Below are 23,456 nucleotides of genomic sequence, written 5' to 3'. Positions count from 1 at the left end.
TTCTGCCGCCGTGAGAACTTGAGGTGCCAAATTGGAACTTCAAGTTTGACCATTCTTTTGAGTTTAGCTGAAACATAAATTCTTTGGGGAATCGATTAATATTTCTTTTCACTGCTCTATTGATCTGCTTTGTTTCTACACCATACAATTTAGCTATATCACGATCCAGCATAATTTGCTTCTGTCTCACGCGATATATTAAATTTTGTATATCATTTGCTATCGTTAATTCTTTTTTCATTGTTCTATTCCATCGGACGGATCATTGATTCGATAAATTCAATTTCTTTTTCATCTAATCCATATTTTTTATAAAGCTCTTCATCTGTCCAAGATTTTGAGAAATCCTGCATAGGAACAAAAGCAAATCTATCTTTGGTTATATCTTGTGAAAATGATAGCTGAGAGATGAGAAATCGAACGAATTTACTTTTCAGATAACTAACTAAATTTTTCGATTTTATTTCATTGTCAAAACTGCTGACAATGATATAGGTCTCGGTGCAAATTGTATTTGGTGGTAAAATATCAATTTTCGATAATACTCTTCTTTTACCATCTTTATCTGGTTGTCCACCGTGATCATATGACACTTTAGATGTTATTACTTTCCACTTTTTAATCAATTCTTTTCCAACTAAAACATTTTTAAAATCAAATGGGCCTTTACCACCATTCCAAACAAGAGTTAATTCACCTTTTTTAGATGGTCTGACATTGGTTGCTAGCCCGAATGGTTTTCTACTAGAGACAATATTTGACATATTTATTTCGTTAAGAAGTCTAATCTTTTTAACAATATTCGCAGCTTGACCAAAACGAATTAAAGTATTAAACTCATTAAGTGATCTTGTTGATATTGTTCGGCTATCTTTATGGATATTAGTAATTTCGCAGGTTCCTTTATAATCGTTTTTCCACAAGAAATAACAGATACCACCTGCTATATCAACTCCAGGAAAGCAGTCAGTAGAATCCCAATAATCAATCAATTTTTTGATTCTTGAATCATTCAGCATTTCCGCCCTAAATTGATCTAATCCTTTACCTCCAGCAAACCATCTACTTGGTATAATCATTGTTAGAAATCTTGGATTCAGTTTTTTTGCTTGTTCGACAAATTTATGATAAATAGGTTTTGCACTTTTACCAAAACCTCCATCACTCATTTGATAAGGTGGATTACCGACAATTACATCAAATTTCATTTTAAATATCTCCTCAGGTTTTTCGGTGTGGATAAATTGGTAGGCGTGTGTTTCAAAAGTTTTATCTCTATTATAAGTTTTTTTACTGGCACCGCAAAACTCACATTTACCGTTTTTCCATTTATGGTTAGTTCTTTTAAATATAATATTGCCTTGTTTATCGTCAAAAGTTTCACAAACCGAATATTTACCGTTTGCTGTTTTACTGCAATAAACGCTTCTGCGAGAGAGTAGTGAGGTAATCTCGGTAATTGCAATTCCAAAAAGTTGGTTTTTGAAAATATGGTTTATTCGCTTTTGTTTATCGGGTATTTCATTTTCCAGTCCATTCATCAATCTTTTAGCAATTTCCCGCAGAAAAACACCTGATTTACACACGGGATCTAAAAATGTAGTTTCTTTGTTTTCAAATAATTCTATTGGTAAAGTGTCTAAAATATCGTTTACTAATTCGGGAGGAGTAAAAACTTCATCGTTACTAAGGTTTGCGAGACAAGTCAGCACATCAGGATTGTAATTTATGTTATTCAGCATTTTCTCCTATCCTCAAAAAATGTATTGGTGGATAAACTTTAAAAGGTTGTGGTAAAAAAGCAGGATCATTCTCATCAGTAAACAAAGGAATTTCCTCTTCTTTGTATTCAGGTAATTTTTTGTTCAAAAGCTCATCCATTGTGAAATCTCTTCTTTTTAATAGATTATTTGAGATAATTGCCCACTCGGAAAAAACTATGGGTTCATCCGTATTTACCTTGCATAAAGTAAGAGCATCTCCATGTATAATGTTTTTTTCTAGGATAAAGCGTGCAGATTTCTCACACAGAGTTTTTGTTTTAGTTTTGAATAACTTTTTATATTTTTCAACAAAGAGATTATATAATCTGTCTCTACATTCTATTATGTTATCTTGGAGAATATCAATACCATAAATACTTGAAATTGCGAGGATAGAATATTTTTCAAATTCAATTTGGTTTCTTTTATATCTTTGCTCTACTACTGAAAGTTTTCTGTCCAGAATTTCTATCAAAAAATTACCGATTCCGCAAGCTGGCTCTAAAAATCTGGAATCAATTCTCTCAGTTTCTTGCTTAACCAGATCAAGCATTGCGTTAACTTGACGTTCAGCTGTAAAAACTTCCCCATGGTCAGCAATTCGTTTTTTTGATTTTACTTGTTCATTCATTTCTGTATCTTTTTCTTCCTTATTTTTTTGAACTTGATAAAAATTTCTATCTCACTTCGGGTCAAGTAGATTAAACTATTACATTTAATTGGACCTAATGGTTGGAGCCTGCCACGAAGTCAAACAAAATATCAACTTCTAAAAATCACTAAACTTTGATTAACATATCAATTTTTCAAAAACCTTACAAATGGCTTTGTGGAGGCTTGTGTTATGGGCATTTCCTATTAATCAATTCACTTAACTTTCTCATCATACTCTTTCATTCGATTAAGGATTTTTTCTTCAATATTTTTAGCAGAAGGTATTTTATCACTTAATTCTTTGGGTAGTTTTTGAGTAAGTTTATAATCAGAAACACCAACAGGTTTATTAATTCCTTTTAAAGCAAATTCAACTTCAATTCTATCACGTTGAGCACAGAGTATTATACCAATTGATGGATTTTCTCCTTCTTCACGAACATATTCATCAAGGATGTTTAGATAAAAATTCATTTTGCCAGCATATTCAGGTTTAAAATCACCACTTTTCAATTCAATTGCAATTAAGCATTTAAGAACACGATGGTAAAATAAAAGATCGATATAATATTCTTTTGTTTCAGTCTTGATGCGATATTGATTTCCCATAAAAGCAAAACCATATCCAAATTCAATTAGAACATCTCTGATTTTGTTAACCATTCGTTGTTCCATAATTCGTTCTAAAACTGGTTTAGAAATTCCTAGAGTATCAAACATATAAGTATCTTTCATTGCCTCATCAGCTTGCTCAGCCAAATGTTGAGGTAAAGTTGCAGGAAAATTGTGTTGCTTTTCAATTGATGTATGACGACTAAAAGCATCTGCTTTGATTTGGTTTAATAAAACATTTCGACTCCACCCATAATTTTTTGTCGCTCTTAAATAGTATTGTTTTTCATTTTCAATTTTTATTTTTTGCATTATTAAAACATTCTGTCCCCAAGGAATATTTAAAGTGGCTTGTAGCAGATTTTCCTTATCTTTGTATGCAAGGTAGAATTGCCGCATATACTTAAGATTTGTTAGTGAAAAACCTACTGTTGTATTTTCGATACTTTTTATATCATCTGCCAATTTACTAATAATGCTGCTTCCCCAACCAAATTTTTTTTGTTTTGAAACAATTATTTCTCCAATTTTGAAATATAATTTTGTCATTACTTTTACTGTTTCGCTAACAGCATTTATTCGAGCATTTTGAATTTCGTTAAGAACATCGGAAAGTAGCAGTTCATAATTACTTTTTTTCATTTAATTACCTCACCTTGTAAATAGCCAACAGCTGTTGGCTTTTTACAAATTCAATTTAGCCAACAATTGTTGACCAATTGTAATTTACAAGAAATATTTATTTTGAACCTTGATTTAATCACTTTTAAAAATATCATTAAGAATTTGACTGTTTCATTCCTTTCACAACTCTTTTCCTTTTTTCAAGGTCTTTGATACTTTTCTCATTTACTAATAAATAAGGAGAACTGCCTTAAGTAAAGACTTGATAGATATTATTTTGATACAATACTTCACCATTTAATGCGACTTCTATAGTACCATCTTCTCCTTGGATATTAAAGTGTCGTTTAGAATTTAATTTTTTATTTAATTGTAATGAAAAAAGGTTGTTATTTTTTAATGTTGAACAAAAAATCAAATTTTCATTTGGTTCAAAAGCAACATAAAGTGTATCATTTGAGATTTTTGTTACAATACAGGGAGTGCCTTTTTTAATAATAATCTGGTCAATAAATTTATCTTTTACTTTTTTCAGGCTATGGGATTTTGTTAAAGTTTTATCTATATCTTCAATCTCCCTTTCTAAAATCAGATAATCTGATAAGTAGAATTGTAAATGCTCAATATCCTCAGATGATAATTTATAATCCTTAATAACCGACTTAGTGAATGGAACATTTGTAGAACAAGATAAGATGAATAACAATAAAATAATAATCGTAAAAAGACCTATTCTTTTTTTTTGCATAAACTCTCTCCTTTAAATTTAATTTATTCTTTCAATTTAAGTTTTTGCCCATTCATATTTTTTTGCATCTTTTGCATCTATTTATATTATCGTATATTTCTGTCAAATTATTCATTCCCGATGATTTGTTATTCGCAGCTTCAATAGTAAAAAGGTCTGAGTCATTCATTGTGGAAGTCTTTCGACCACCCACAAGGATTCAATGTATTTCTCGTGTTTAGAAATTTTTTAGTCAGATTTTTCAGATCACCATTTATCTCAAAATTGTATTGGTCAAAATTTGCTGATGTTTTGTAAGTTAATTTTTTTTGTGATTCGGAAGAATTATTAGAATTTTCTTGATAAATTATCAAAGCATCCACGTAAGGAAGAGAATTTGCCAAATCAATTCCCTTTTTTGGTCCCAAAACAAAAATTGCTGTGCAAAGTGCATCCGCAGTGCAGGCGTCGTTTGCAACAGTTGTAACGCTGATTGTTTTATTTGCCGGAAATCCTGTGGCTGGGTCTAAAATGTGATGAATCCGTTTTCCGTCTTGAAAAAAAAATTGCTCGTAATCACCCGATGTAACGATGGCTTTGTTTCGCAAGGAGACGTTTCCAAAAATTTCACCTTCCAGTCTTGGATGGCGAACGCCGATTTTCCAGTTTTCTTTTTCGGGATTCTCCATTAAATATAGGTCTCCCCCGGCATTAATGGCAGCATTCGTTATTCCGTTATTTTGGAGATATTTTACAACCTGATCAACTATGAATCCTTTGGCAATTCCGCCTAAATCTATTATTATTCCCTGCTTTTGCCTTATTAGTTTCTTATTATTAATTTTCAAATTTTTGTAATCAACTAAGGGAAGAGTTTTTGATATTTTCTCTTGAGTAGGCATTATTCCTTTTACAAAATCGTATTTTTCGACAAGTTTTCCAGTTGTAATATCAAATGCACCCTGCGAAATAGTGCTGACTTTTCTGCATTTTTGGAGCAATGTATCCATTTCAGCGGAAATGCTGCAAACTAATGAATCCGAATTGTTTATCCGATTTGTTTCGCTAATATCAATTGTGGACGAGAATATTTTTTCGTAATAGCTAACGATGGAAAATGCAGAATCTATAATCGTTTTATTATTTTTGTGGTGATCTTTAATATCAATCGTTACAAATGTGCCGAGAACAAACTCGGTTTTAGAAAGAGGCTTTTTGTTCTCCATTGTAATTCTGAAATATCCTACAGCCAAGAGGAGCAGGATAAAAATAAATTGAATAATATTTTTCTTCATAATTTTTTAGAACCGAATTTTACTTTGTCAAATTTGGTTGTAGTGGGGTTGCGTTAAATCATAAATTGGAATTCGGACTCATTAATTAGAGTCCATCCGTAAAGGAAAATCTTGAGTTAAGTTCCGTTTTTTTGAACTTGACTTAAGTTTTTCCAACTTACAATTATAACGCTAATTAACTTAATGTTTAATTCTTTCAATTCGTCACGGAATGGTCCGTGACTTCTCGAAAAGGCTACTTTACGGATAGACATTAGTTAGAGCCCATCCGTAAACTCCGAAACCTTGCGGATGGTTGGAAACCTCCGCAATGGTTGAGATGTGTAACCGGCCACCATTGCGGAGGTTTGAAAAGCAACCATCCGCAAGGTGCTTCTTCAAGCGGGGACGCTTGAACTACTTTACGGACAGACTCTAATTAAAAACGTCCCCATAAAATGTCTTTTATTCTTTTTTTTTACTTGGAACGGTTTTTTGTTTTTTTGTCTTCGAAATTTTCAAAATTATTCTTATGTCAAGATTAATTTCCCACCCTTTTCATCTGTAACTTCCCCGATAATTTTACACCAATCCATTCCAGCAAGTTTCAATTCATCCAAGAATTTTTTAGAATGTTTTTTATCCACTGAGATCAGCAATCCGCCAGAAGTTTGGGCATCATACAGGAGCATAAGTTTTTCGTTGGAAATGTTTCTATTTTGAAATTCCAGCTTTTTAGAATAAAATTCTCGGTTACTATAACTTCCAGCCGGGAAAATACCGGATGGTGCAAGCTCTTCAGCCTCTTCAATAATTGGAATATTGTCGGTATTGAGGATTACCGAATGTTTATCATCTGTCATCTCCGAAAGATGCCCGATCAGTCCGAAACCCGTAACATCGGTCATTGCATTTGCATTAAATTGAACAGCAACTTCCGAGGCTTTTTTATTAAGATAGCTCATTAAAAAACCTATTTTTGAAATCGCACTTTTGGGAGCTCTATCTGCTTTGAGCGCTGTAGATAGGATTCCAAATCCCAAAGGTTTGGTTAAAATTATTTTATCACCGGATTGAAGTGTATTATTTCTAATGATCTTATTCGGATGGATAAAACCGGTAACTGCCAAACCATATTTCATTTCAATATCTTTTATCGAATGACCGCCGAGGAGAATGCCACCGGCTTCTTCAATCTTATTGATTCCACCCTTTAAAATTTCGGTTAGAATTTCTTTAGTAAGATTGCAATTGTCGTAAGAAACAAGATTAAGAGCGGTTTGAACTGTTCCGCCCATAGCAAATACATCGCTCAAACTGTTCGCAGCAGCAATTTGACCGAACACATAGGGATCGTTTACAACCGGAGTGATAAAATCAACCGTTTGAACTAAAGCAAGTTCATCGCTGATTTTAAAAATTCCGGCATCATCATTGATAACATGATCTCCTAATTTTTTATTTCTTTTGTGCAAATGCAGTTTTTGCAGCAATTCATCCAAGTCCGCCGGACTTATTTTACCCGCTCAGCCAGCTGCCTTTACAAATTGAGTAATTTTTACTTTTTGATCAATATTTTTTGCCATTGTATTTTCCTTTATTTTGAAATTATAAATCTACCTGCCCCAACGAACCATTGCCCTCTTTTTTTTCCTTTAATAGGCCACGTAGCGATTTCGATTTTGTTGTGAAATGATGAAGCATTGAGGAGTTGAAGGGAATCTGCATCCACCCATTTAATAAATAACCCTCCATGAACAATTTTGTTTTTTGTGTTTGTAATGAACACGATATCCCCTGACTTTATCTCTTCTTCCGGCAAGATGGTTACATTCCATTCATATAGATCGTTCATATTTGCATCAGAAACGATCTGATCTTGAATTCGAAAAATTTCATCCTTTCCCACAACCTGCTTGTAAGACCAAGTGATTAGACCGGAACAATCAAATTCTTCGGGTCCCCTTCCAGCCCAAGTATAAGGTTCATCAATTTTTGTCAATGCAAGTTGCAAAACTGTTTCTGAAGTCCCCTCAGTTACTGCGGTCTGATAAATTCGATTTGAACACGAAAATAAGAGTGCAATTAAAATTACGAATGAAATAGTTGCTTTAATTTTTTGCATCATACGGTTTTAATAGGCAATTATCTTAAAAGGTAACTCAAAATCTTCCATCAGTTCTTCACCGGTTTCATAAATATCTTCATCATCTTCTTCATAAAACCAGATTACTTTTACGTCTCCCCCAGCTTCAAAATAATCTTCTAAAATATAAATCATATCTAAAATCATTTTGGAGGAACTCGTATTTTGGTATGTTATTTTAAGTTCCATAATTAATTTTTCTCCGACTTCCTCAATATATTCATTTAACCAGCGAATGATTGGCTCAAAAAACTCAATTGCATTTTCCGGATAGGATGCCCCGCTCATTTTCACAATCCCATTCTCCTCGTCGGTTATTACTTCGAGTGAATATTTTGTTTTTTCAATATTAATATCTTTCATATAAAAACTCCTTAAGGATAGTTAAAATTTCGCACTAAATCCAAATGATTTTTAACGAAAAATTAAACACGTTTACTTCATAATTTTTATTGATAATTCCATGAATGAAAGGTTTTCATCTTTTTGATTAGCCATAAACTTGATAGGATTATTTGCTTTTCTCACGATGTCAATCAATCCGATGCCGGCACTCAATGTCTCTTTATTTAAAGGCTTACGCTTTTCTGCCTTATAATATTCTTTCAATTCCGTCTTGTTTAAACTGTTGATGTATTCACACTTGGAGCGTATCATGTCAATTTTTGAATTCCGCACTAAATTACCTGAAATTACTTCATAGCAATCTGCATTTTCTCGGAGAAGAATAATACCGGAACCGACATACTTATCGGTATTTACAATTTTTACTTTTGCAGATGAATAATTCATCAAATTTTGAGCTAATTCCACGAAAATCGCAAAAACTTTCTTGATAACTTGTCGTTCTTCCTCTATCTGGAACAGGCGGCTTTTAATCATTTCCCCGAATTCCACGAGTAAGCTATGCGAAATCGTTCCGTTGATAGCAAAGAAAATATTGCTTCCTTGAATGTTTTTGTACCAATCAAACAGGTCTATATCTTTCATAATGTAGTCTCCCTTCAACACATATTATTTTTTCTTTTTTGATTGTTTTCACCCGAATAATTTATCCCTTATAAATACCAGTTCTGTTGCTTCCCATTTTCTCGGCAATTTTCAATGCTTCATATAAGTTATTGATTATATCATCTATACTTTGGGGATTGCCACGATAATTATCAGTAATTCCAAGAGAGATTGTTACTTTTTCTGGGAAATCCGGTATATTAAATTTGTGGCTTTCAACATTTTTTCGTGCTCTTTCCGCAACGATATAGGTATTTTTTAAGTTAATGTTCGGTAGCATCATCATAAATATTTCATCACCATAGGTTCCTACAACATCTTCTATTCGTATTAGCTGATTAATTATTTCCGCCAATTCCTTTATAATCTCATCAAAAATATATTGCCCGTATGAATTATAGATTTTATCGCCTGAATCAATTCTTATCATTACGCAGGAGAGAACAAATTTGTGTCGTTTCGATTTTGCAAATTCTTTTCTGAATATATCAAGAGAATAATCAGATTTTTTGTAAAATTTTCGTTTTGCTCCTTTTTGAGGAACATCCGACATTATTCTTATTCCTGCCAAAGAAATATCATCTCGTTGTGGCTCATTTTGCATATGATTTTTTAATTCGTTCAGCAAATTATTCTTTTGCTTTTCACAATTTGTCCGGGCAATTTGTTTAAGAAAATTTTTCAACTTTTTAGTGCCATACTTTTTAATTTCAGGATTAGATTGATCAACAAAGCCATCCGTAGTAAGGTAAATCATATCACCTTTATTAACTTCAATATTCTTGTTCGTGAATAAAATTTGTGAATTTTTTTTTCTCTGTTTTCTCCCTACGGAATAGCGATTTCCTTTAAAAGTGTGAATTTCATATTCGTTATCTGCATTTTTTCTGGCAATTAACAAAGGTCTCTTGGCTCCGGAATAAGTTATTTTGCTCCAATCTTTTTCGATCATCAACAAGCACACATCCATTCCATCTGACACGAAAGCACTTTCCCTTCCTTTTCGTAAAGAACTGACAATTCGACGGTGTGCTTGCTCCAAAATAAGAGCCGGATCAAATATCTTTTTTTCCATAACAATCTGATTAAGGATTGAATTACTTATGATCGACATAAAAGCACCGGGCACTCCATGTCCGGTACAGTCAATCACAGCAAAGAAAATTTTATCTTCTACTTCAGAAAACCAATAAAAATCTCCTGATACAATATCGCGAGGTTTGAAAATAACAAAGTATTCACCAAACACTTTTTTCAGACTGCTTTTTCTCGGAAGCATAGCTTGCTGAATTTTTTCAGCGTAGCGGATGCTGCTCATAATATGCTGATTTTTTTCTTCAATAACCTTTTTTGCTTCTGATACATCATGAAAAAATCTGTCTCTTTCCGCTTCAGCTTTTTTGCGTTCACTAATATCTCTGTAAATACCATATACAGCGACCTGACCTCCTTCTACTCGAATAGGCGAGCCGAGAATTGATACGTTAACAAGAGTTCCATCTTTTCTTTTACGCACAGTTTCATGGGCGATTTGTTTTCCATTTCCAACATAATCTGTAATTCCTGATGCTTCTACAGAAAGATTTTCAGGGACAATTAATTCATCTACAGGATGACCAATTGCTTCTTCGGAAGTATAACCAAACATTTTGGTAAATTCACTATTAATTTTAATTAGGCGACTGCCATCTTTTTCTGCTAAGACGATTGCTTCGGGAGAACTTTCAAATAGTTCTTCGAGATACGCTTGCTCAAGAGATAATTCTTCCTGAGATTGTTTAAGTTCAATCACTTGGGCAACTTGCTTGGAAACAAATTCCAGCATTTCCATATCCTTGATTGAATAGCGATTGGCGTCTTCATAATCTTGAACTGCCACAACTCCAATAACTTCTCCTTTAATTATTAAGGGAACTCCAAGCCATATTTCAGAAGGAGTTCCAACCTGTTCTACTTCCCCTGAATCGAACAATTCATCCTGCTTTTTTCTATTTGCAAGTAAGGATTTTGCTGTTTTAATAACATAAGCAGTTAAAGTTCTTCCTGCTGGAAATTCTTCGTATTTATCCTTTTCATCAGCCTGATACGGAAGGGTTAATGTATCGGTTTCTTTCTGATATAGGGCAACGTAAAAATTTGTTGTGTCAATAACTTGGCCTAAATGATTTTGGATTGATTTTAATAAAGCAGGAATATTTTCTGATGTATTTACGGATTTCGCAATATTCCTCATAGCATTTTGGATTCTTTCGGAGCTTTTACGTTCGGTAATATTGCGATAAATAAGATAGATAGAATTTTTGTCATCAGTTGATTTTATCGGAATTCCAAGGATCGAAACATCTAAAAGGGTTCCATCTTTACGTTTCCGCACGGATTCATGTTTTATCTTTTCACCCATTGCAAGATTTAAAGTAAGATCGCTTGATTCCTTTTCATATCCTTGGGGAATTACCAGACCATTAATCAATTTTCCGATAACCTCTTCTTTTGTAAAGCCAAACATTCTGGAAAATTCACTATTAACTTTTAGAACTTTATTACTATCTTTTTCAATAATCAGTATGGCTTCAGGAGAATTTTCAAATAACTGTTCTAAATAAATTTTTTCTCTGAGCAGTGAATCCTCTATCTTTTTCCTAATCATTTTTTCTTGTTGTAACTTGTTTTCTAGAGAAATTTTTTTGCAAATATTATTTAAAACCGAAGCCAGTTCCTGATGTTTCATCGGTTTGACGAGGAATTTCTCAACATTCAAATTTATTGCTTCTAAAAAATATTGCGTATCTCTGTAAGCTGAAACAAGAATGATTTTGGCTCGATTATCCTCTTGAAGGATTTTTCTAACCATTTCCAGCCCGTTCATTTTGGGCATTTTGATATCCGTAATTACCAATTCAGGTTTATTTTTTTTGAATTCTGCAAGCCCCTCCTCACCATTTTTAGCAAAATATACTTTTTTAACTATTCTGTTCAGATATTCTGCATTCGATTTAAGAATGATATGCTCATCCTCAACATAAAGAACCGTTAAATTCATCTTTTTCATAATAAGGAAACTCCTTTTTTTATAAACCTATTCATTATTAAACGGATAAAATTTTTTACCAATGATCATTTTAAAAAATTTCATAAATTCGAGTACAATTTCTGCCCTCATTTTTTGCTCTATATAAGGCAATATCAGATCTTTTTATCATATCATCAATCTTTGTGATTTTAGATGATTGATTATCGGAAAGACCCAAACTTATCGTGGCTTTTAATAATTTGTCTTCATAAAAAAATTCGGAAACCTCAATAACTTTTCTGATTTTTTCACTAACTATATAGGCATTATCAATATTTGTATATGGTAAAATAATGAGAAATTCTTCACCCCCATACCTGCCGAACGTATCAGCCTGCCGAATGTGGTCTTGAATAGTATGAGTTATTTCTTTCAACATGAAATCCCCAACTAAATGTCCATAATTGTCATTAACTTTTTTAAAATGATCAATATCAATCATGATGCAGGATAGATCAAAATTATATCTTTTGGATTGTAAAAATTCTTTAGCGAATGATTTCAATAAAAAAGATCTGTTGTATATTTGAGTCAATTTGTCAGTTATTGAAACCTTATAAAGTTTAATATTAGTTTCTTTTAATTCCAGACTTTTATCTTTGAGCAGCTCGTGAGTATGAAATAATTTTTTGTTGGAAGAATCACTCAGTCTTGTAATTTTTGCGAAGCTCCTTAAAATTTTTTGATATTCTTTTGTTAGGATATTAAACTCCTTCAAAAGTTCGGTTTTGGAAGTATCGGGATTCTCAAGTATTTTTTGACAATCAACAACAATTTTTGCCTCTTTTTCAAAAATACTTCCCAGACTTTTTTCAATTTTATCGGATTTTTGCATTTAAGAAATCCTTAAATTTTTGTAACGCTTTACCTCGATGGCTAATAATATTTTTTTCTTGAAAAGTTAATTCCGCGAATGATTTACCAGAATCTTTGAGATAAAAAATCGGATCATAACCGAAACCGAATTTTCCCTTTTCTTCAAATCCGATGAATCCTTTACATTCACCCGAAAGGAATTCAACTTTCCCATCAAAATCCACAAAAGCTATAATGGTGCGAAATAGTGCATCTCGTTTATTTGACGGAACATCCTGCATATCTCGAAGAAGTTTGTTGCGATTGTCTTCATAGGTAACATTTTCACCCGCATATCTGGAACTATAAACACCCGGGGCTCCGTTGAGAATTTTAACGAAAAGTCCAGTATCATCCGCAATTGTCGGAAGTTTGTGCCTTTCCCAAATTTCTTTTGCCTTTTTCTCGGCATTCCCTTTAAGAGTATCTCTATCTTCAACCACATCAGGAAATTCTTTAAAATTTTTGTAAGATAAAATTTCAATAGGTAAATCCTGTAGAAGAGATTTTATCTCAAATATTTTGTCATCATTATGGGTTGCAAGAACCAATTTCATTGTCATTTTATGTCAGCAAAAGTTACTTAACTCTTTCGCAATATTCACCGGTTCTTGTATCAACTTTTACTGTTTCACCTGTGTTAACGAACATTGGAATTTGTATTTCCAATCCGCTTTCGAGAGTAGCTGTTTTTGTTACATTAGAAACCGTGTTTCCGCGTACGCCCGGCTCACATTGTGTAACTTTCAAATTTACAGTAGTTGGCATTTCAATTTTGATGATCTCATCTTTCGCTTTAACTACTTTCAATTCAATATTTTCCGTAAGGTAGTCTTTTGCATCACCGATCAGGTCTTCGTTCAGAGGAATCTGCTCGTAAGTTTGGGGATCCATAACATAATAAGTTTGCCCGTCTTTATACAGATATTCCATTTTGTGGCGTTCAACGCGAATTTCTTTAACTTTTTCACCGGCTCGAAATGTATTTTCCACAACTGAACCCGTTTCGATATTTTTCAACTTTGTGCGAACAAAAGCACCACCTTTTCCGGGCTTTACGTGCAAAAATTCAACTATTTCGTACAATCCATCTTTAAAATCTAAAACCATTCCATTTCTGAAATCTGAGGTTGATGCCATAATTTCTCCAAATAATATTTAAATTTTTTTTATATTTTCTGACGATGATTAAATGCGTTTTGTAACGTCTTTAACGTAGTGAATTCTATATTGCCACCAACAGGGAGTCCGGTTGCCAAGCGTGTGATTTTTAGGTTGTCATTTTCTAATTTCGATGAAATAAACGACATCGTTGATTCGCCTTCGCTACTCGGATTAATTGCCAGAATCAATTCACTTACATTTCTTTCTTTTACCAAACTTTCCAAATGAGGAAAATCAATTTCTTTTGGTCCGATTCCATCTAAGGGTGAGATTAGATGCCCAAGCACGAAATATCGTCCCTTGAAATTATTGATTTTTTCCAAAAGATAGACGTCTTGAGTTCGTTCAACTACGCATAATAAATCGTTTTGCCGTTCCGTACTGCTACAAAATTGGCAAGGGCTATGGGCAGAAAGCATATTACACACATCGCACTTACGAATAGAATTGATCGAATCCGTTATGGTTCTTGCCAAATCAATTGCTTCCTGCTTTTTCCCACTTATCAGGTGAAAAGCAAGGCGTTCAGCGGTTTTACTGCCGATTCCGGGAAGTTTTTTAAAACTATTTTTCAAATTTTCCAAATGCTCTTCAATTTTCATATATTTAAACCGGGGATATTCAACCCACCCCCTATTCCAGACATTTGAGATTCTATCAATTCTTTCACTTTTTGCCTACCTTCTTCAAGAGCGGCCAAAATTAGGTCTTCAAGCATCTCCACATCATCTGGGTCCACAACTTCCTTTTCTATATTTATTGAGAGAAGTTCTTGATTTCCGCTCATCACCACTTTTACCATTCCACCACCGGCAGAAGCTTCCACTGTTTTGCTAGCTAGTTCTTCCTGATTTTTGCTTATCTTTTTTTGCATCTTTTGGGCTTGCTTTAGCAAGTCTTGAATTCCTTTGTTACTTTGGAACATGTATCCTCCAGTATATTTTTTTTGCTTACGCAGAAAAAATAATGCTAATTACTGTCAATTAGTATGAATATTTTTTTATGTAAACACGAATCAATCTGACTAAAATTTTAATAATCCAACAGAAAGATTGAATCAATTACTTTAAATTTAGCTCATTCTTAACTTCTGTTTTGATTCTCTGTTGATCTTCAGCCGAAATCATTAATTTATCTGCAACATCCTTAATGGCGTTTTGTTCTGAGAATAGTAAATTCTCATCTGCATACCCCACATAATAACATAAGCGGAGTATGAAATTTCTTTTAAAGGGATTTTTTTGGTAGATCATGTTGATAATCCGGATAATTTCTTCCAAATCGCAAATTCCACCTTCGATTTCCATTTTAAATTTTGAAAACAGTGAATTTAGGATTTCCATCTCTTTAGGATCAATCTGTTTTTGAAGAATTTCATATTCAAAATGCCTATGCTCAAGTTGAAATTTGAGTTCGTCCATTATGATCTTTTTTTCTTTGGAACTTATCGTTCCGTCTGCATCTGAGATATAAACGAGGAGAGCCATCGTGCTACTTACAAAAGAAAAATCACGATATTCCTCCTTTTCTTTGTCAGTCTTCGGAATGAATGCTCGATTCTCAAAAAAATTTTTTAAGAAATGTTCTTCAGTTTCCGGTTGTGTAAATTTGTAAATACTTCCTTCAAGTGTTGACCAGCGTGCCATAAATTCTCCTTTTGTTAATGGTTAAATAATTTCAAATTGTTTTAGACTATTTGCAGAAACTACGATTATTGTTTTAACAAGAAATACTACCGGGACAGCAAAGACCAAACCGGCAATTCCAAATGCATAACCTCCGGCAATTACTGTAAGAAGCACCCACAAAGGATGCATTCCCAAGCCTTTCCCAACCAAAGACGGAAACAGAACATTGCTGTCAAACTGCTGAATCAAAATTATTAGAATTGTGGTATATAATAAAAATATATCTGGGGTAGGACCAATAAGAATCACTAAAATTATTGGAATGAATCCGATGAACGGTCCGAAAAATTTTATGGGATTAGTGAGCCCCACGATCAGAGCGAGGGTAAGAGCATAGGGCATTTTTAAGATTAACAAACCGATAAATGTTAGCAAGAAAATTATCACTGTTTCCAAAAGCAAAGCTCGGAAGAACCTACCGAAACTATCCTCAATTTGTTCGAAAAGATATAAAGAAAATTCAAAGAATCTATTAGGTATCCAGCTAAAAAATGTTTTCATTAATTTTCTTTCGTCATTGATCATAAAAAAACTAATAAAGGGAATAACAACGATGAATGCCAAAATGCTAATAACCCCACTGATAGAATCCAGAAGGAATTTCGGGATTCTACCTATCAGAGTGATTAATTGGTCAAATAATTTTTTTAAGAATTTATCAATCTCAATAAAAGCGAATCGTTTCTGGAGATCTTCAATAAACACGGCAACATTCCCCAAACCAACTGATTCAAGAGTTGTCTGTATGTCCATCCTCCCATCCTGTTTTTCATTCTCAATGAGTTTTTTTTGAACAACTTCAACTAATTGGGAAGTTTCTTCAGCTTGCCTTTTGGTTTGTGGAATCAGAACATTCACAACAATAATTATCAATCCGAGAATCAGAACGTACATGATAAGTATTGTAAGGCTTCGTGGAATACCATGCTTTGAAGCAAAATTAATAATTGGGAAAAGTAGGTATGCAAATATGAACGAAATAATTACATAATTAAGAATAAAATGATAAAACCAAATCCCAATGACAGCTACAACTAATGCCAAGAAAATAACAATCCAGCGAAAAATTCGTATTCGTTCCATATTCTATTCTTCCATTTTTGATAATAATTTAGTTTCCAATTCTTTCATTTCAGTATCCCTCTCGACCAGTTTTCTATTTGCAATAATTAGATGGTGACTAAGGATTTTGCCGAGTTTATACAAAATTTTGCTACCAGCTTTGGGAAATTCATTCATGAAATTTTTCATATCCCTTTTGGAAATGGCAAGAAGAGTGGAGTTTTTTTCAGCCACAATAGTAGCAGTGCGGGTTTCATCAATAAAGACGCCCACTTCTCCAAAATAGTCCATTGGTTTTAGGGTTTTAACACTCACCTTCAAGGAATCATCCAAATAAGTATTTAACTCACCGTCTTTTACGATATACATAACGATATTCGGATAGCCTTTTTTAAATACTGTTTCTTGCGATTTGTATTTTCGAGTATGAATAAAGTCGTAAAGGTTTCTTCGGTCATTTTTTGACAAATTTTCAAACAGGGAAACTTTTGCCAAAAATTGGATCAAATCATCTTTTTCAGAAGATTTTCGTACCTTTTTTTTCGTAAAGGGATTTTTAAAATATTTCATTCTACTCTCCAGTTGATTTTAACATATTTGATTTTTTTTCCTGAATTAAATTTATTCCCCAGACAACCAAAAGCGAAATAAGGGCAGCTAAGGCAATAAGTGCTCCCCAGATTCCAGAGAGACTCAAAATAGTAACGATTACACCGGCAAAGCATATTCCTATGAGAATACAAAGCATTGCAGGAAAAAACTTTACTTCAAATAGATAGGCAGCCACACTACCGGTCCAGCCGCCTGTAATAGGCAAGGGAATCATCACAAACATGATCAAACCAAGAGCTTCATACTTTTTTATTAACTCGCCTTTTTTTCTCGTTCTTTTGAAAATCCATGCGAAAAATCTGGCAAACAAAGGAATTCGTGAGAAAAAATCCAGCCCGAATTTAAGGATGAAAAAGATGAAAGGAATTGGTAAGAAATTGCCAATCACAGAAAGAATATAGGCTTTGAGCCAGGGCATTTTGTAATGATGAATCGCCCAAGGTATCGAACCTCTGAGTTCGAAAATCGGCAAAGTTGCCAATGCAACGACAATTGCTTCATCTGAAAAATTTTTATCCCTAAAAAATTTTGAAAATCTTGCCTGCTTTCCATTTTCATCGCTATTCTCAGCAAATAAAAGAGAACTCATTAACAAAATAAGTAGAAGAATAAATGCTACAACTTTCACTCTTACCATCCATTTTCTCCGATTAGAGGAACAAACCTGCATCCTCCGAAATTTTCCTTTTCGATTTTCCCATTCTTTTTTGTTATCATTATCAAATCTTGAGTAAATTGAGAACCTATCGGTATGATCAAACGACCGTTTTCTGCCAGTTGTGCCGTCAATTTTTCCGGAACGCAAGGTGCAGCTGCAGAGACGATTATTGCATCAAATTTTGGAATGTCATAATTTTTTGATTCAGATTTATTGTCAATATCCCTCTGCCAACCGAAGGTGCCATCTGCAATCCGAATGATAATATTTTCAAATCCCATTTCAGCGAGAATCTGTTTTGCTCTTTTTGCGAGAGGAGCTAATCTTTCGATTGAATATACTTTTTTGGCCATTTCGGCAAGAATTGCAGTTTGATAACCTGAGCCTGTTCCAATTTCCAAAACTCTATTTTGAGGAGAAATATTCAGCAGTGAAATCATCAAGGCAACAATATAGGGCTGTGAAATAGTTTGCCCCATCCCGATGCGTAAAGGTTTGTCTTCATAGGCAAATTCTAGCATGGATTCAGGCACAAATTTATGACGAGGTATTTTCAGAAAGGCTTTTAACAATCTTTCATCGAAAATATTTCGATTTTGGATTTGATGTGTTACCATCCATTTGCGTTCTGAAAATAAATCGTTTGAATTTTTCAATTTTGTAATAATATTTCTAATGGTTATTTCAAATTTATGTCTTTATCAATCCAATTTCTTACCTTATCGAAACAGGAATATTTTGTCATATCAATTGTAATAGGAGTGATAGAGACAAATCCTTTATGAATTGCATCGAAATCCGTATCACCTGCTCTCGACCACTGTGGGGCTTCACCACCAATCCAATAATAAGGGTTGCCGCGCGGGTCAATTCGTTCTTTAATAAAATCGGTATATTTTCGATGTCCGAGTTTTGTTACCCGGATTCCTTTTATTTCTTCGAGTGATAACGGGGGAATGTTGATATTTAAAACTGTTTTTTCTGACAGAATGGATAATATGTTATTTTCCAGTAAATGTTCTACAATTTCGGCTGATTCTGTAAAATCAAAATTCTTGGAAAAGGCGAGAGAAACTGCGAGTGCCGGAATTCCCAGATTCATTGCTTCAATAGCAGCAGCCACAGTGCCGGAATAAAGAATGTCTTCTCCCATATTTTGACCCTTGTTGATTCCGGAGATAACCAGATCAATCTTATTTTTTATAACAACATTTGTTGCTAAATTCACGCAATCGGTGGGTGTGCCATCAACTGCAAATTCATTCTCTCGGATCTTTTTCAAACGAAGAGGATTATGTAAAGTTAGAGAGTGGGAAGCGGCGCTGCGTTCTCTGTCCGGGGCAACAATTGTTACATTGTGTTTGGGAGATAATACTTCGAATAATTTTTGAATTCCCTCTGAGAAAAAGCCATCATCGTTAGTTAGTAAAATATGTTTCATGGCTAACATTCATTAAAGAATGGGAAATTGTTGTCAATTTTTACGATTAAGGAAAATTTTTATAATAATTTTTACTCACACTTCTTTACAGAATTGCGTTGTTTTAAAAATTTGAATTTTCAATAATTTTTTAGGAATAAGCATGGAACAAATTTATGATAAACTAAATTTCAGAGAGATGGTAATTGAAGATTACGAAAAATTGATAGATTTATGGGTAAAAGTTGAATTGGATTACAAACCGATTGGGAGAGATTCGAGAGAAAGTATTGAGCAGCAAATTGGGATGAACAATTGCTTTTTTATCGTAGCGGAATTTGCTGGGGAAATTATCGGTTCTGTGATTGCCTCTCATGATGGACGAAAAGGCTGGATCAACAGAGTTGCCGTCCTTCCCGAATTTCACAGAAAAGGTATTGCTACAAAATTGATAGAAGAAGCCGAGAAAATTCTGGAAACTTGTGGAATAAAAATTTTTGCCTGCCTTATTGAAGGTTGGAATGAAAATTCAATAAAATTGTTTGGAAAAAGTAAATATAAAAACTTTGAGGGAATCAAATATTTTACAAAAAGAAAATTCGCGGAAGTCTGATTTTTTTTTGATAAAAGAAATGGTTTTAACAATCAAGGTGAAAAAATAAAAAAACAAAAATTAGCAAACAAAATGTTTTAAAACTTGCCAGAATTTACACAAACAGATATTTGTAGAATAAAATAATTTATTCACGAAAGGAAACAAAATGAAGAAAAAATTCTTTGAAAAAAACAGAAAAAAATATGCTGAAATGGTAGAAGCGAATTCGCTTTCCATTTTCTGGGGAACAAAAACAGGGAATGGATTATTGCCGGATAAATTTGTGCAGGACAGCAATTTCTATTATTTTACCGGAATAAAATCTCCCAATGCAATTTTGATGATTTATGAAACTGAAAAAGCAGCCCAAAATATTTTATTTATTGAAAGAGAAATTCCCGAGATGGTTGTTTGGTTAGGCAAAAAACTTTCTAAGGATGAAGCAAAGGAAATTTCCGGAATTGATACGATTTATTATACCGATGAATTTGAGCGAATATTGAATTCTTATGCCATAAATGCCCGGAAAGGGTATTTCGATTATCATTCGGTTCCCGTTTCAGCCCAACTTCCAGAGAGATTGGTTTTGGCTAATAAAATCAAGGAACATTATCCGGAAATCGTTATTGCAAATCCATCCGAGTATGTTGGTAGGCTTCGTGCAAAAAAATCCGAAGAGGAAATTGCGAACATTAGAAAAGCCATTGAAATTACTAACAAAGGAATTAGAAAAATCTTTATAAATGCAAAATCCGGAATGATGGAATATGAACTGGAAGCTATTTTGCTTTTCGAATGTGCGCGAAATGGCGAAAAAGAACCCGGCTTCTCTTCAATCGTTGCTTCAGGAAAAAATGCTACCACCCTTCACTATGAGGAAAATAATTGTAAGATTGGTGAAAACGATCTTGTGTTACTGGATATGGGTGCTCAATACAATGGTTACAGTGCGGATATTTCCCGAACTTTTCCCGTGAGTGGGGAATTTTCAAAACGCCAGAAAGAAGTTTATGAAGAAGTCCTAAATATCCAAAAAAAACTGATTAATTCTGTTAAACCCGGAATCACTTTAAAAGAGTTGCAGGAAAAAAGCGTAAAGTTGATGAAAAAAGCTCTCATTCGCTTAGACCTTATAGAGAATAACGACGATGAAAAAGATGCTTACAAAAAATATTACATGCACGGAATTGGTCATCATCTCGGATTGCAAACTCACGATTTGGCAGAAAAAAAGGCAAAACTTGTTGCCGGAAGTGTAATCACAATCGAGCCGGGAATTTATATTAAGGACGAAGGAATCGGAGTGCGAATCGAAGATGATATACTTGTTACAAAAAAAGGACAAGAAGTATTATCCGCGATGATTCCAAAAGAAATTAACGAGTTAGAACAAATTATTTCAAAATAAAAAGAAGGTGCAACTATGCATGATATTGCAATTTATCCGGGAACTTTTGACCCGATCACAAATGGGCATGTGGACATTATCGAACGCGGAAGCAAAATGTTTGGAAAAATTGTTGTGGCTGTTGCCGAACAAACAGCAAAGTCCTGTCTCTTCACTGCCGACGAGCGTGTGGAAATGGCAAAAATCGCTACCAAGCATATAAAAAATGTGATAATTGAAAAATTCACAGGATTAGCTGTAGAATATGTAAAAAATCAAAATGGAGCTGTCATGCTCCGTGGTTTACGGGCTGTATCCGATTTTGAATATGAACTTCAGATGGCTCTTGCAAACAGAGAACTTTGTGAGAATGTTGAAACCGTTTTCCTTACACCCAAAAGCAAATATCTTTATCTGAGTTCAAGTTTAGTCAAGCAGATAATTAGTGCGGGTGGCGATGTTCAGCAATGGGCTCACGAAAAAGTAATTGAAAAATTAAAAACGAAATTGGCGTTTGATAAATGATTTTGCAACTAACAAAATAGAAAGTGAAGATAAATGTTATACAAAAAAACTGTTCTTGATAATGGAATTACCATTTTATCGGAAAAAATTAAGCATGTAGGATCCATCTCTATCGGAGCATGGGTAAAAGCCGGTTCTCGGGATGAAAATGCAGAAAACCATGGCATAGCACATTTTATAGAGCATATGCTGTTCAAAGGCACAAAATCCAGAAACAAATTTGAGATTGCGCATTTTCTCGAATCACGCGGCGGGATGCTGAATGCGTTCACAAGTAAGGAATATACCTGTTTTTATGCCAGAGCATTAGCTGAAAATCTTGAAGACTCCGTAGATATAATTGCGGACATTATTCTTAATTCTACTTTTGATAATGAAGAAATAAAAAAAGAAAAAGGTGTTGTTCTGGACGAGATTGATGAAATATTGGATTCCCCTGGAGATCTTATTTTCGACAAATTTTACGGAGATTTATATCGAGATCATCCACTTGGCGAACCAATTCTCGGTTCAAAAGAGGATGTAAATAAGATTACCGCTGAGCATTGTAGAGATTTTATCAAAAATCAATTCACTCCAAATCGGATTGTGATCACAGCCTCCGGTTATCTTGAACATGATGAACTCATCAAATATGCTGAAAAATATTTTCGTGATGTTCGGCTTGGAGAATCAGAGCAGGTTTTTACAAAACTTCCCGAAATCAATAAAACATTAAATATTTACCAACATAATTCCACCAATCAGGATCATTACTGCATCGGAACCCGCACCTTCCCGTTCAAGCATAAAGATCGTTTAACTTTGCTCACTCTAAATTCGATTTTGTCTGCCGGTATGTCTTCGCGACTTTTTCAGAATATTAGGGAAAAGTACGGTATTTCTTATAGTTTGCAATCTTATGCGGATTTTTTCCAAGACATTGGGGATTTTTCTGTTTATGCCGCCACAAACAAAAAGGACACGGATAAATGCATTCAACTAATCCACGAAGAACTGGATAAACTGATGGAAAATCCGGTTAATGAAACTGAGTTGAAGACGATTAAAGCTCTCTTGAAATCCAGTCTTGTTATGGGATTGGAAAGCACAACATCACGGATGAATCGGCTTGCCAAATTATTTATTTATACGAATGAATTTGAAACCATTGATAATGTGATTCAACAGATTGAAAAAATTACTCCAAAAGATATTCAAGAATTGGCGAATAGATTATTTGTCAGAGATAATTTTGTAACGACTATTCTCAAGGCGAAGGAGTAAATTGTTCGACTTTAGCGGGTTAAAAAATCATAATGAAAGGTGATATTAAAATTTCACGCTTTAGTTCTGCAAAGTGTGAATAGATTGGAGGGAAAAAATTTTTGATAAATTTGACACAAATTATATGCGGACAATAATTCAAGAAAAATATTTTTTAGAAGGGAGAAAAAAAATTGATGATGTTAAAATATAGAAAAATTAAAACAACTGAGATTTACCCAGTTTGATATGTTTACAACACATTACAAAATAGAATAATTGAGGTTTTATCCTAAGTGGTGAATACTCAAATAACTGAAACCGGACTCAATAAAATGACGAGTCCACTTGATAATTTGAATAT

26 protein-coding genes are annotated in these 23,456 nt (G+C 33.7%); 4 read left to right on the top strand and 22 right to left on the bottom strand.

What is annotated here, in order from left to right; translation table 11 throughout:
- The 22 genes from U9P79_02375 to surE form a co-directional block, all read right to left on the bottom strand.
- Positions 1 to 241: ORF6N domain-containing protein (locus U9P79_02375; protein MEA2103475.1), on the bottom strand; the 241-nt coding region annotated here is incomplete at its 3' end.
- A 4-nt stretch (positions 242 to 245) separates the two neighbouring features.
- Positions 246 to 1,742 (bottom strand): Eco57I restriction-modification methylase domain-containing protein, encoded by a 1,497-nt coding sequence (locus U9P79_02370; protein MEA2103474.1) that lies wholly within the window; start codon positions 1,740 to 1,742, stop codon positions 246 to 248.
- Positions 1,732 to 2,394: an SAM-dependent DNA methyltransferase gene (locus U9P79_02365; protein MEA2103473.1), complete on the bottom strand. Its 663-nt coding sequence runs from the start codon at positions 2,392 to 2,394 to the stop codon at positions 1,732 to 1,734. The genes U9P79_02370 and U9P79_02365 overlap by 11 nt, the downstream gene beginning before the upstream one ends.
- A 236-nt stretch (positions 2,395 to 2,630) precedes the next feature.
- A complete protein-coding gene (locus U9P79_02360; protein ID MEA2103472.1) occupies positions 2,631 to 3,671 on the bottom strand; it encodes a PDDEXK nuclease domain-containing protein in 1,041 nt (346 codons plus the stop codon).
- 232 nt (positions 3,672 to 3,903) lie between these two features.
- Positions 3,904 to 4,401, bottom strand: coding sequence for a hypothetical protein (locus U9P79_02355; protein MEA2103471.1), 498 nt, complete (start codon positions 4,399 to 4,401; stop codon positions 3,904 to 3,906).
- 161 nt (positions 4,402 to 4,562) lie between these two features.
- Positions 4,563 to 5,675: an FAD:protein FMN transferase gene (locus tag U9P79_02350; protein ID MEA2103470.1), complete on the bottom strand. Its 1,113-nt coding sequence runs from the start codon at positions 5,673 to 5,675 to the stop codon at positions 4,563 to 4,565.
- A 509-nt stretch (positions 5,676 to 6,184) separates the two neighbouring features.
- Entirely contained in the window at positions 6,185 to 7,171 is a 987-nt protein-coding gene (selD, locus tag U9P79_02345) for a selenide, water dikinase SelD (protein ID MEA2103469.1), read from the bottom strand.
- Between the two features lie 80 nt (positions 7,172 to 7,251).
- On the bottom strand, positions 7,252 to 7,782 hold the full coding sequence (locus U9P79_02340) for an NlpC/P60 family protein (GenBank protein MEA2103468.1): 531 nt from the start codon (positions 7,780 to 7,782) through the stop codon (positions 7,252 to 7,254).
- 6 nt (positions 7,783 to 7,788) lie between these two features.
- Positions 7,789 to 8,163 carry a DUF1987 domain-containing protein gene (locus tag U9P79_02335; GenBank protein ID MEA2103467.1) on the bottom strand — a complete coding sequence of 125 codons (375 nt, stop codon included), beginning with the start codon at positions 8,161 to 8,163 and terminating at the stop codon, positions 7,789 to 7,791.
- Positions 8,164 to 8,235: 72 nt separating this feature from the next.
- Complete coding sequence (locus tag U9P79_02330; protein ID MEA2103466.1) at positions 8,236 to 8,790, bottom strand: SiaB family protein kinase; 555 nt, start codon at positions 8,788 to 8,790, stop codon at positions 8,236 to 8,238.
- Between the two features lie 61 nt (positions 8,791 to 8,851).
- Positions 8,852 to 11,860, bottom strand: a complete 3,009-nt coding sequence (locus U9P79_02325; GenBank protein ID MEA2103465.1) for a PAS domain S-box protein — start codon at positions 11,858 to 11,860, stop codon at positions 8,852 to 8,854.
- A 70-nt stretch (positions 11,861 to 11,930) separates the two neighbouring features.
- A complete protein-coding gene (locus U9P79_02320) occupies positions 11,931 to 12,716 on the bottom strand; it encodes a GGDEF domain-containing protein (protein ID MEA2103464.1) in 786 nt (261 codons plus the stop codon).
- The gene (gene rdgB, locus U9P79_02315; GenBank protein MEA2103463.1) at positions 12,700 to 13,299 is read right to left on the bottom strand and encodes an RdgB/HAM1 family non-canonical purine NTP pyrophosphatase; all 600 of its coding nucleotides are present in this window, start codon (positions 13,297 to 13,299) and stop codon (positions 12,700 to 12,702) included. The genes U9P79_02320 and rdgB overlap by 17 nt, the downstream gene beginning before the upstream one ends.
- A gap of 16 nt (positions 13,300 to 13,315) precedes the next feature.
- Complete coding sequence (gene efp / locus U9P79_02310) at positions 13,316 to 13,876, bottom strand: elongation factor P (protein MEA2103462.1); 561 nt, start codon at positions 13,874 to 13,876, stop codon at positions 13,316 to 13,318.
- A 29-nt stretch (positions 13,877 to 13,905) separates the two neighbouring features.
- Positions 13,906 to 14,502 (bottom strand): recombination mediator RecR, encoded by a 597-nt coding sequence (gene recR, locus U9P79_02305; protein MEA2103461.1) that lies wholly within the window; start codon positions 14,500 to 14,502, stop codon positions 13,906 to 13,908.
- Positions 14,499 to 14,825 (bottom strand): YbaB/EbfC family nucleoid-associated protein, encoded by a 327-nt coding sequence (locus U9P79_02300; protein ID MEA2103460.1) that lies wholly within the window; start codon positions 14,823 to 14,825, stop codon positions 14,499 to 14,501. The genes recR and U9P79_02300 overlap by 4 nt, the downstream gene beginning before the upstream one ends.
- A 136-nt stretch (positions 14,826 to 14,961) precedes the next feature.
- Positions 14,962 to 15,546 carry a TerB family tellurite resistance protein gene (locus U9P79_02295; GenBank protein ID MEA2103459.1) on the bottom strand — a complete coding sequence of 195 codons (585 nt, stop codon included), beginning with the start codon at positions 15,544 to 15,546 and terminating at the stop codon, positions 14,962 to 14,964.
- 21 nt (positions 15,547 to 15,567) lie between these two features.
- A complete protein-coding gene (locus U9P79_02290; protein ID MEA2103458.1) occupies positions 15,568 to 16,671 on the bottom strand; it encodes an AI-2E family transporter in 1,104 nt (367 codons plus the stop codon).
- A 3-nt stretch (positions 16,672 to 16,674) separates the two neighbouring features.
- Complete coding sequence (locus U9P79_02285) at positions 16,675 to 17,220, bottom strand: cyclic nucleotide-binding domain-containing protein (GenBank protein ID MEA2103457.1); 546 nt, start codon at positions 17,218 to 17,220, stop codon at positions 16,675 to 16,677.
- A 1-nt stretch (position 17,221) separates the two neighbouring features.
- On the bottom strand, positions 17,222 to 17,899 hold the full coding sequence (locus U9P79_02280) for a small multi-drug export protein (GenBank protein ID MEA2103456.1): 678 nt from the start codon (positions 17,897 to 17,899) through the stop codon (positions 17,222 to 17,224).
- Positions 17,893 to 18,537, bottom strand: coding sequence for a protein-L-isoaspartate(D-aspartate) O-methyltransferase (locus tag U9P79_02275; protein MEA2103455.1), 645 nt, complete (start codon positions 18,535 to 18,537; stop codon positions 17,893 to 17,895). The genes U9P79_02280 and U9P79_02275 overlap by 7 nt, the downstream gene beginning before the upstream one ends.
- Positions 18,538 to 18,599: 62 nt before the next feature.
- Positions 18,600 to 19,361 carry a 5'/3'-nucleotidase SurE gene (gene surE / locus U9P79_02270; protein ID MEA2103454.1) on the bottom strand — a complete coding sequence of 254 codons (762 nt, stop codon included), beginning with the start codon at positions 19,359 to 19,361 and terminating at the stop codon, positions 18,600 to 18,602.
- 142 nt (positions 19,362 to 19,503) lie between these two features.
- On the opposite strand from surE, the gene U9P79_02265 reads away from it, so the two are divergent.
- The 4 genes from U9P79_02265 to U9P79_02250 all read left to right on the top strand — a co-directional run bounded on the left by U9P79_02265 (position 19,504) and on the right by U9P79_02250 (position 23,113).
- Positions 19,504 to 19,953, top strand: a complete 450-nt coding sequence (locus U9P79_02265) for a GNAT family N-acetyltransferase (GenBank protein ID MEA2103453.1) — start codon at positions 19,504 to 19,506, stop codon at positions 19,951 to 19,953.
- Positions 19,954 to 20,101: 148 nt separating this feature from the next.
- Positions 20,102 to 21,343 (top strand): aminopeptidase P family protein, encoded by a 1,242-nt coding sequence (locus U9P79_02260; GenBank protein ID MEA2103452.1) that lies wholly within the window; start codon positions 20,102 to 20,104, stop codon positions 21,341 to 21,343.
- A 15-nt stretch (positions 21,344 to 21,358) separates the two neighbouring features.
- Entirely contained in the window at positions 21,359 to 21,847 is a 489-nt protein-coding gene (gene coaD, locus U9P79_02255) for a pantetheine-phosphate adenylyltransferase (GenBank protein MEA2103451.1), read from the top strand.
- A gap of 33 nt (positions 21,848 to 21,880) precedes the next feature.
- The gene (locus U9P79_02250) at positions 21,881 to 23,113 is read left to right on the top strand and encodes a pitrilysin family protein (protein MEA2103450.1); all 1,233 of its coding nucleotides are present in this window, start codon (positions 21,881 to 21,883) and stop codon (positions 23,111 to 23,113) included.
- The last annotated feature ends 343 nt before the right edge of the window (positions 23,114 to 23,456 follow it).

The organism is Candidatus Cloacimonadota bacterium, assembly GCA_034661015.1.
GTDB lineage: Bacteria > Cloacimonadota > Cloacimonadia > JGIOTU-2 > JGIOTU-2 > JAYEKN01.
The sequence above is the reverse complement of the archived record's forward strand: the minus strand, read 5'-3'. Positions and strand labels throughout refer to the sequence as shown.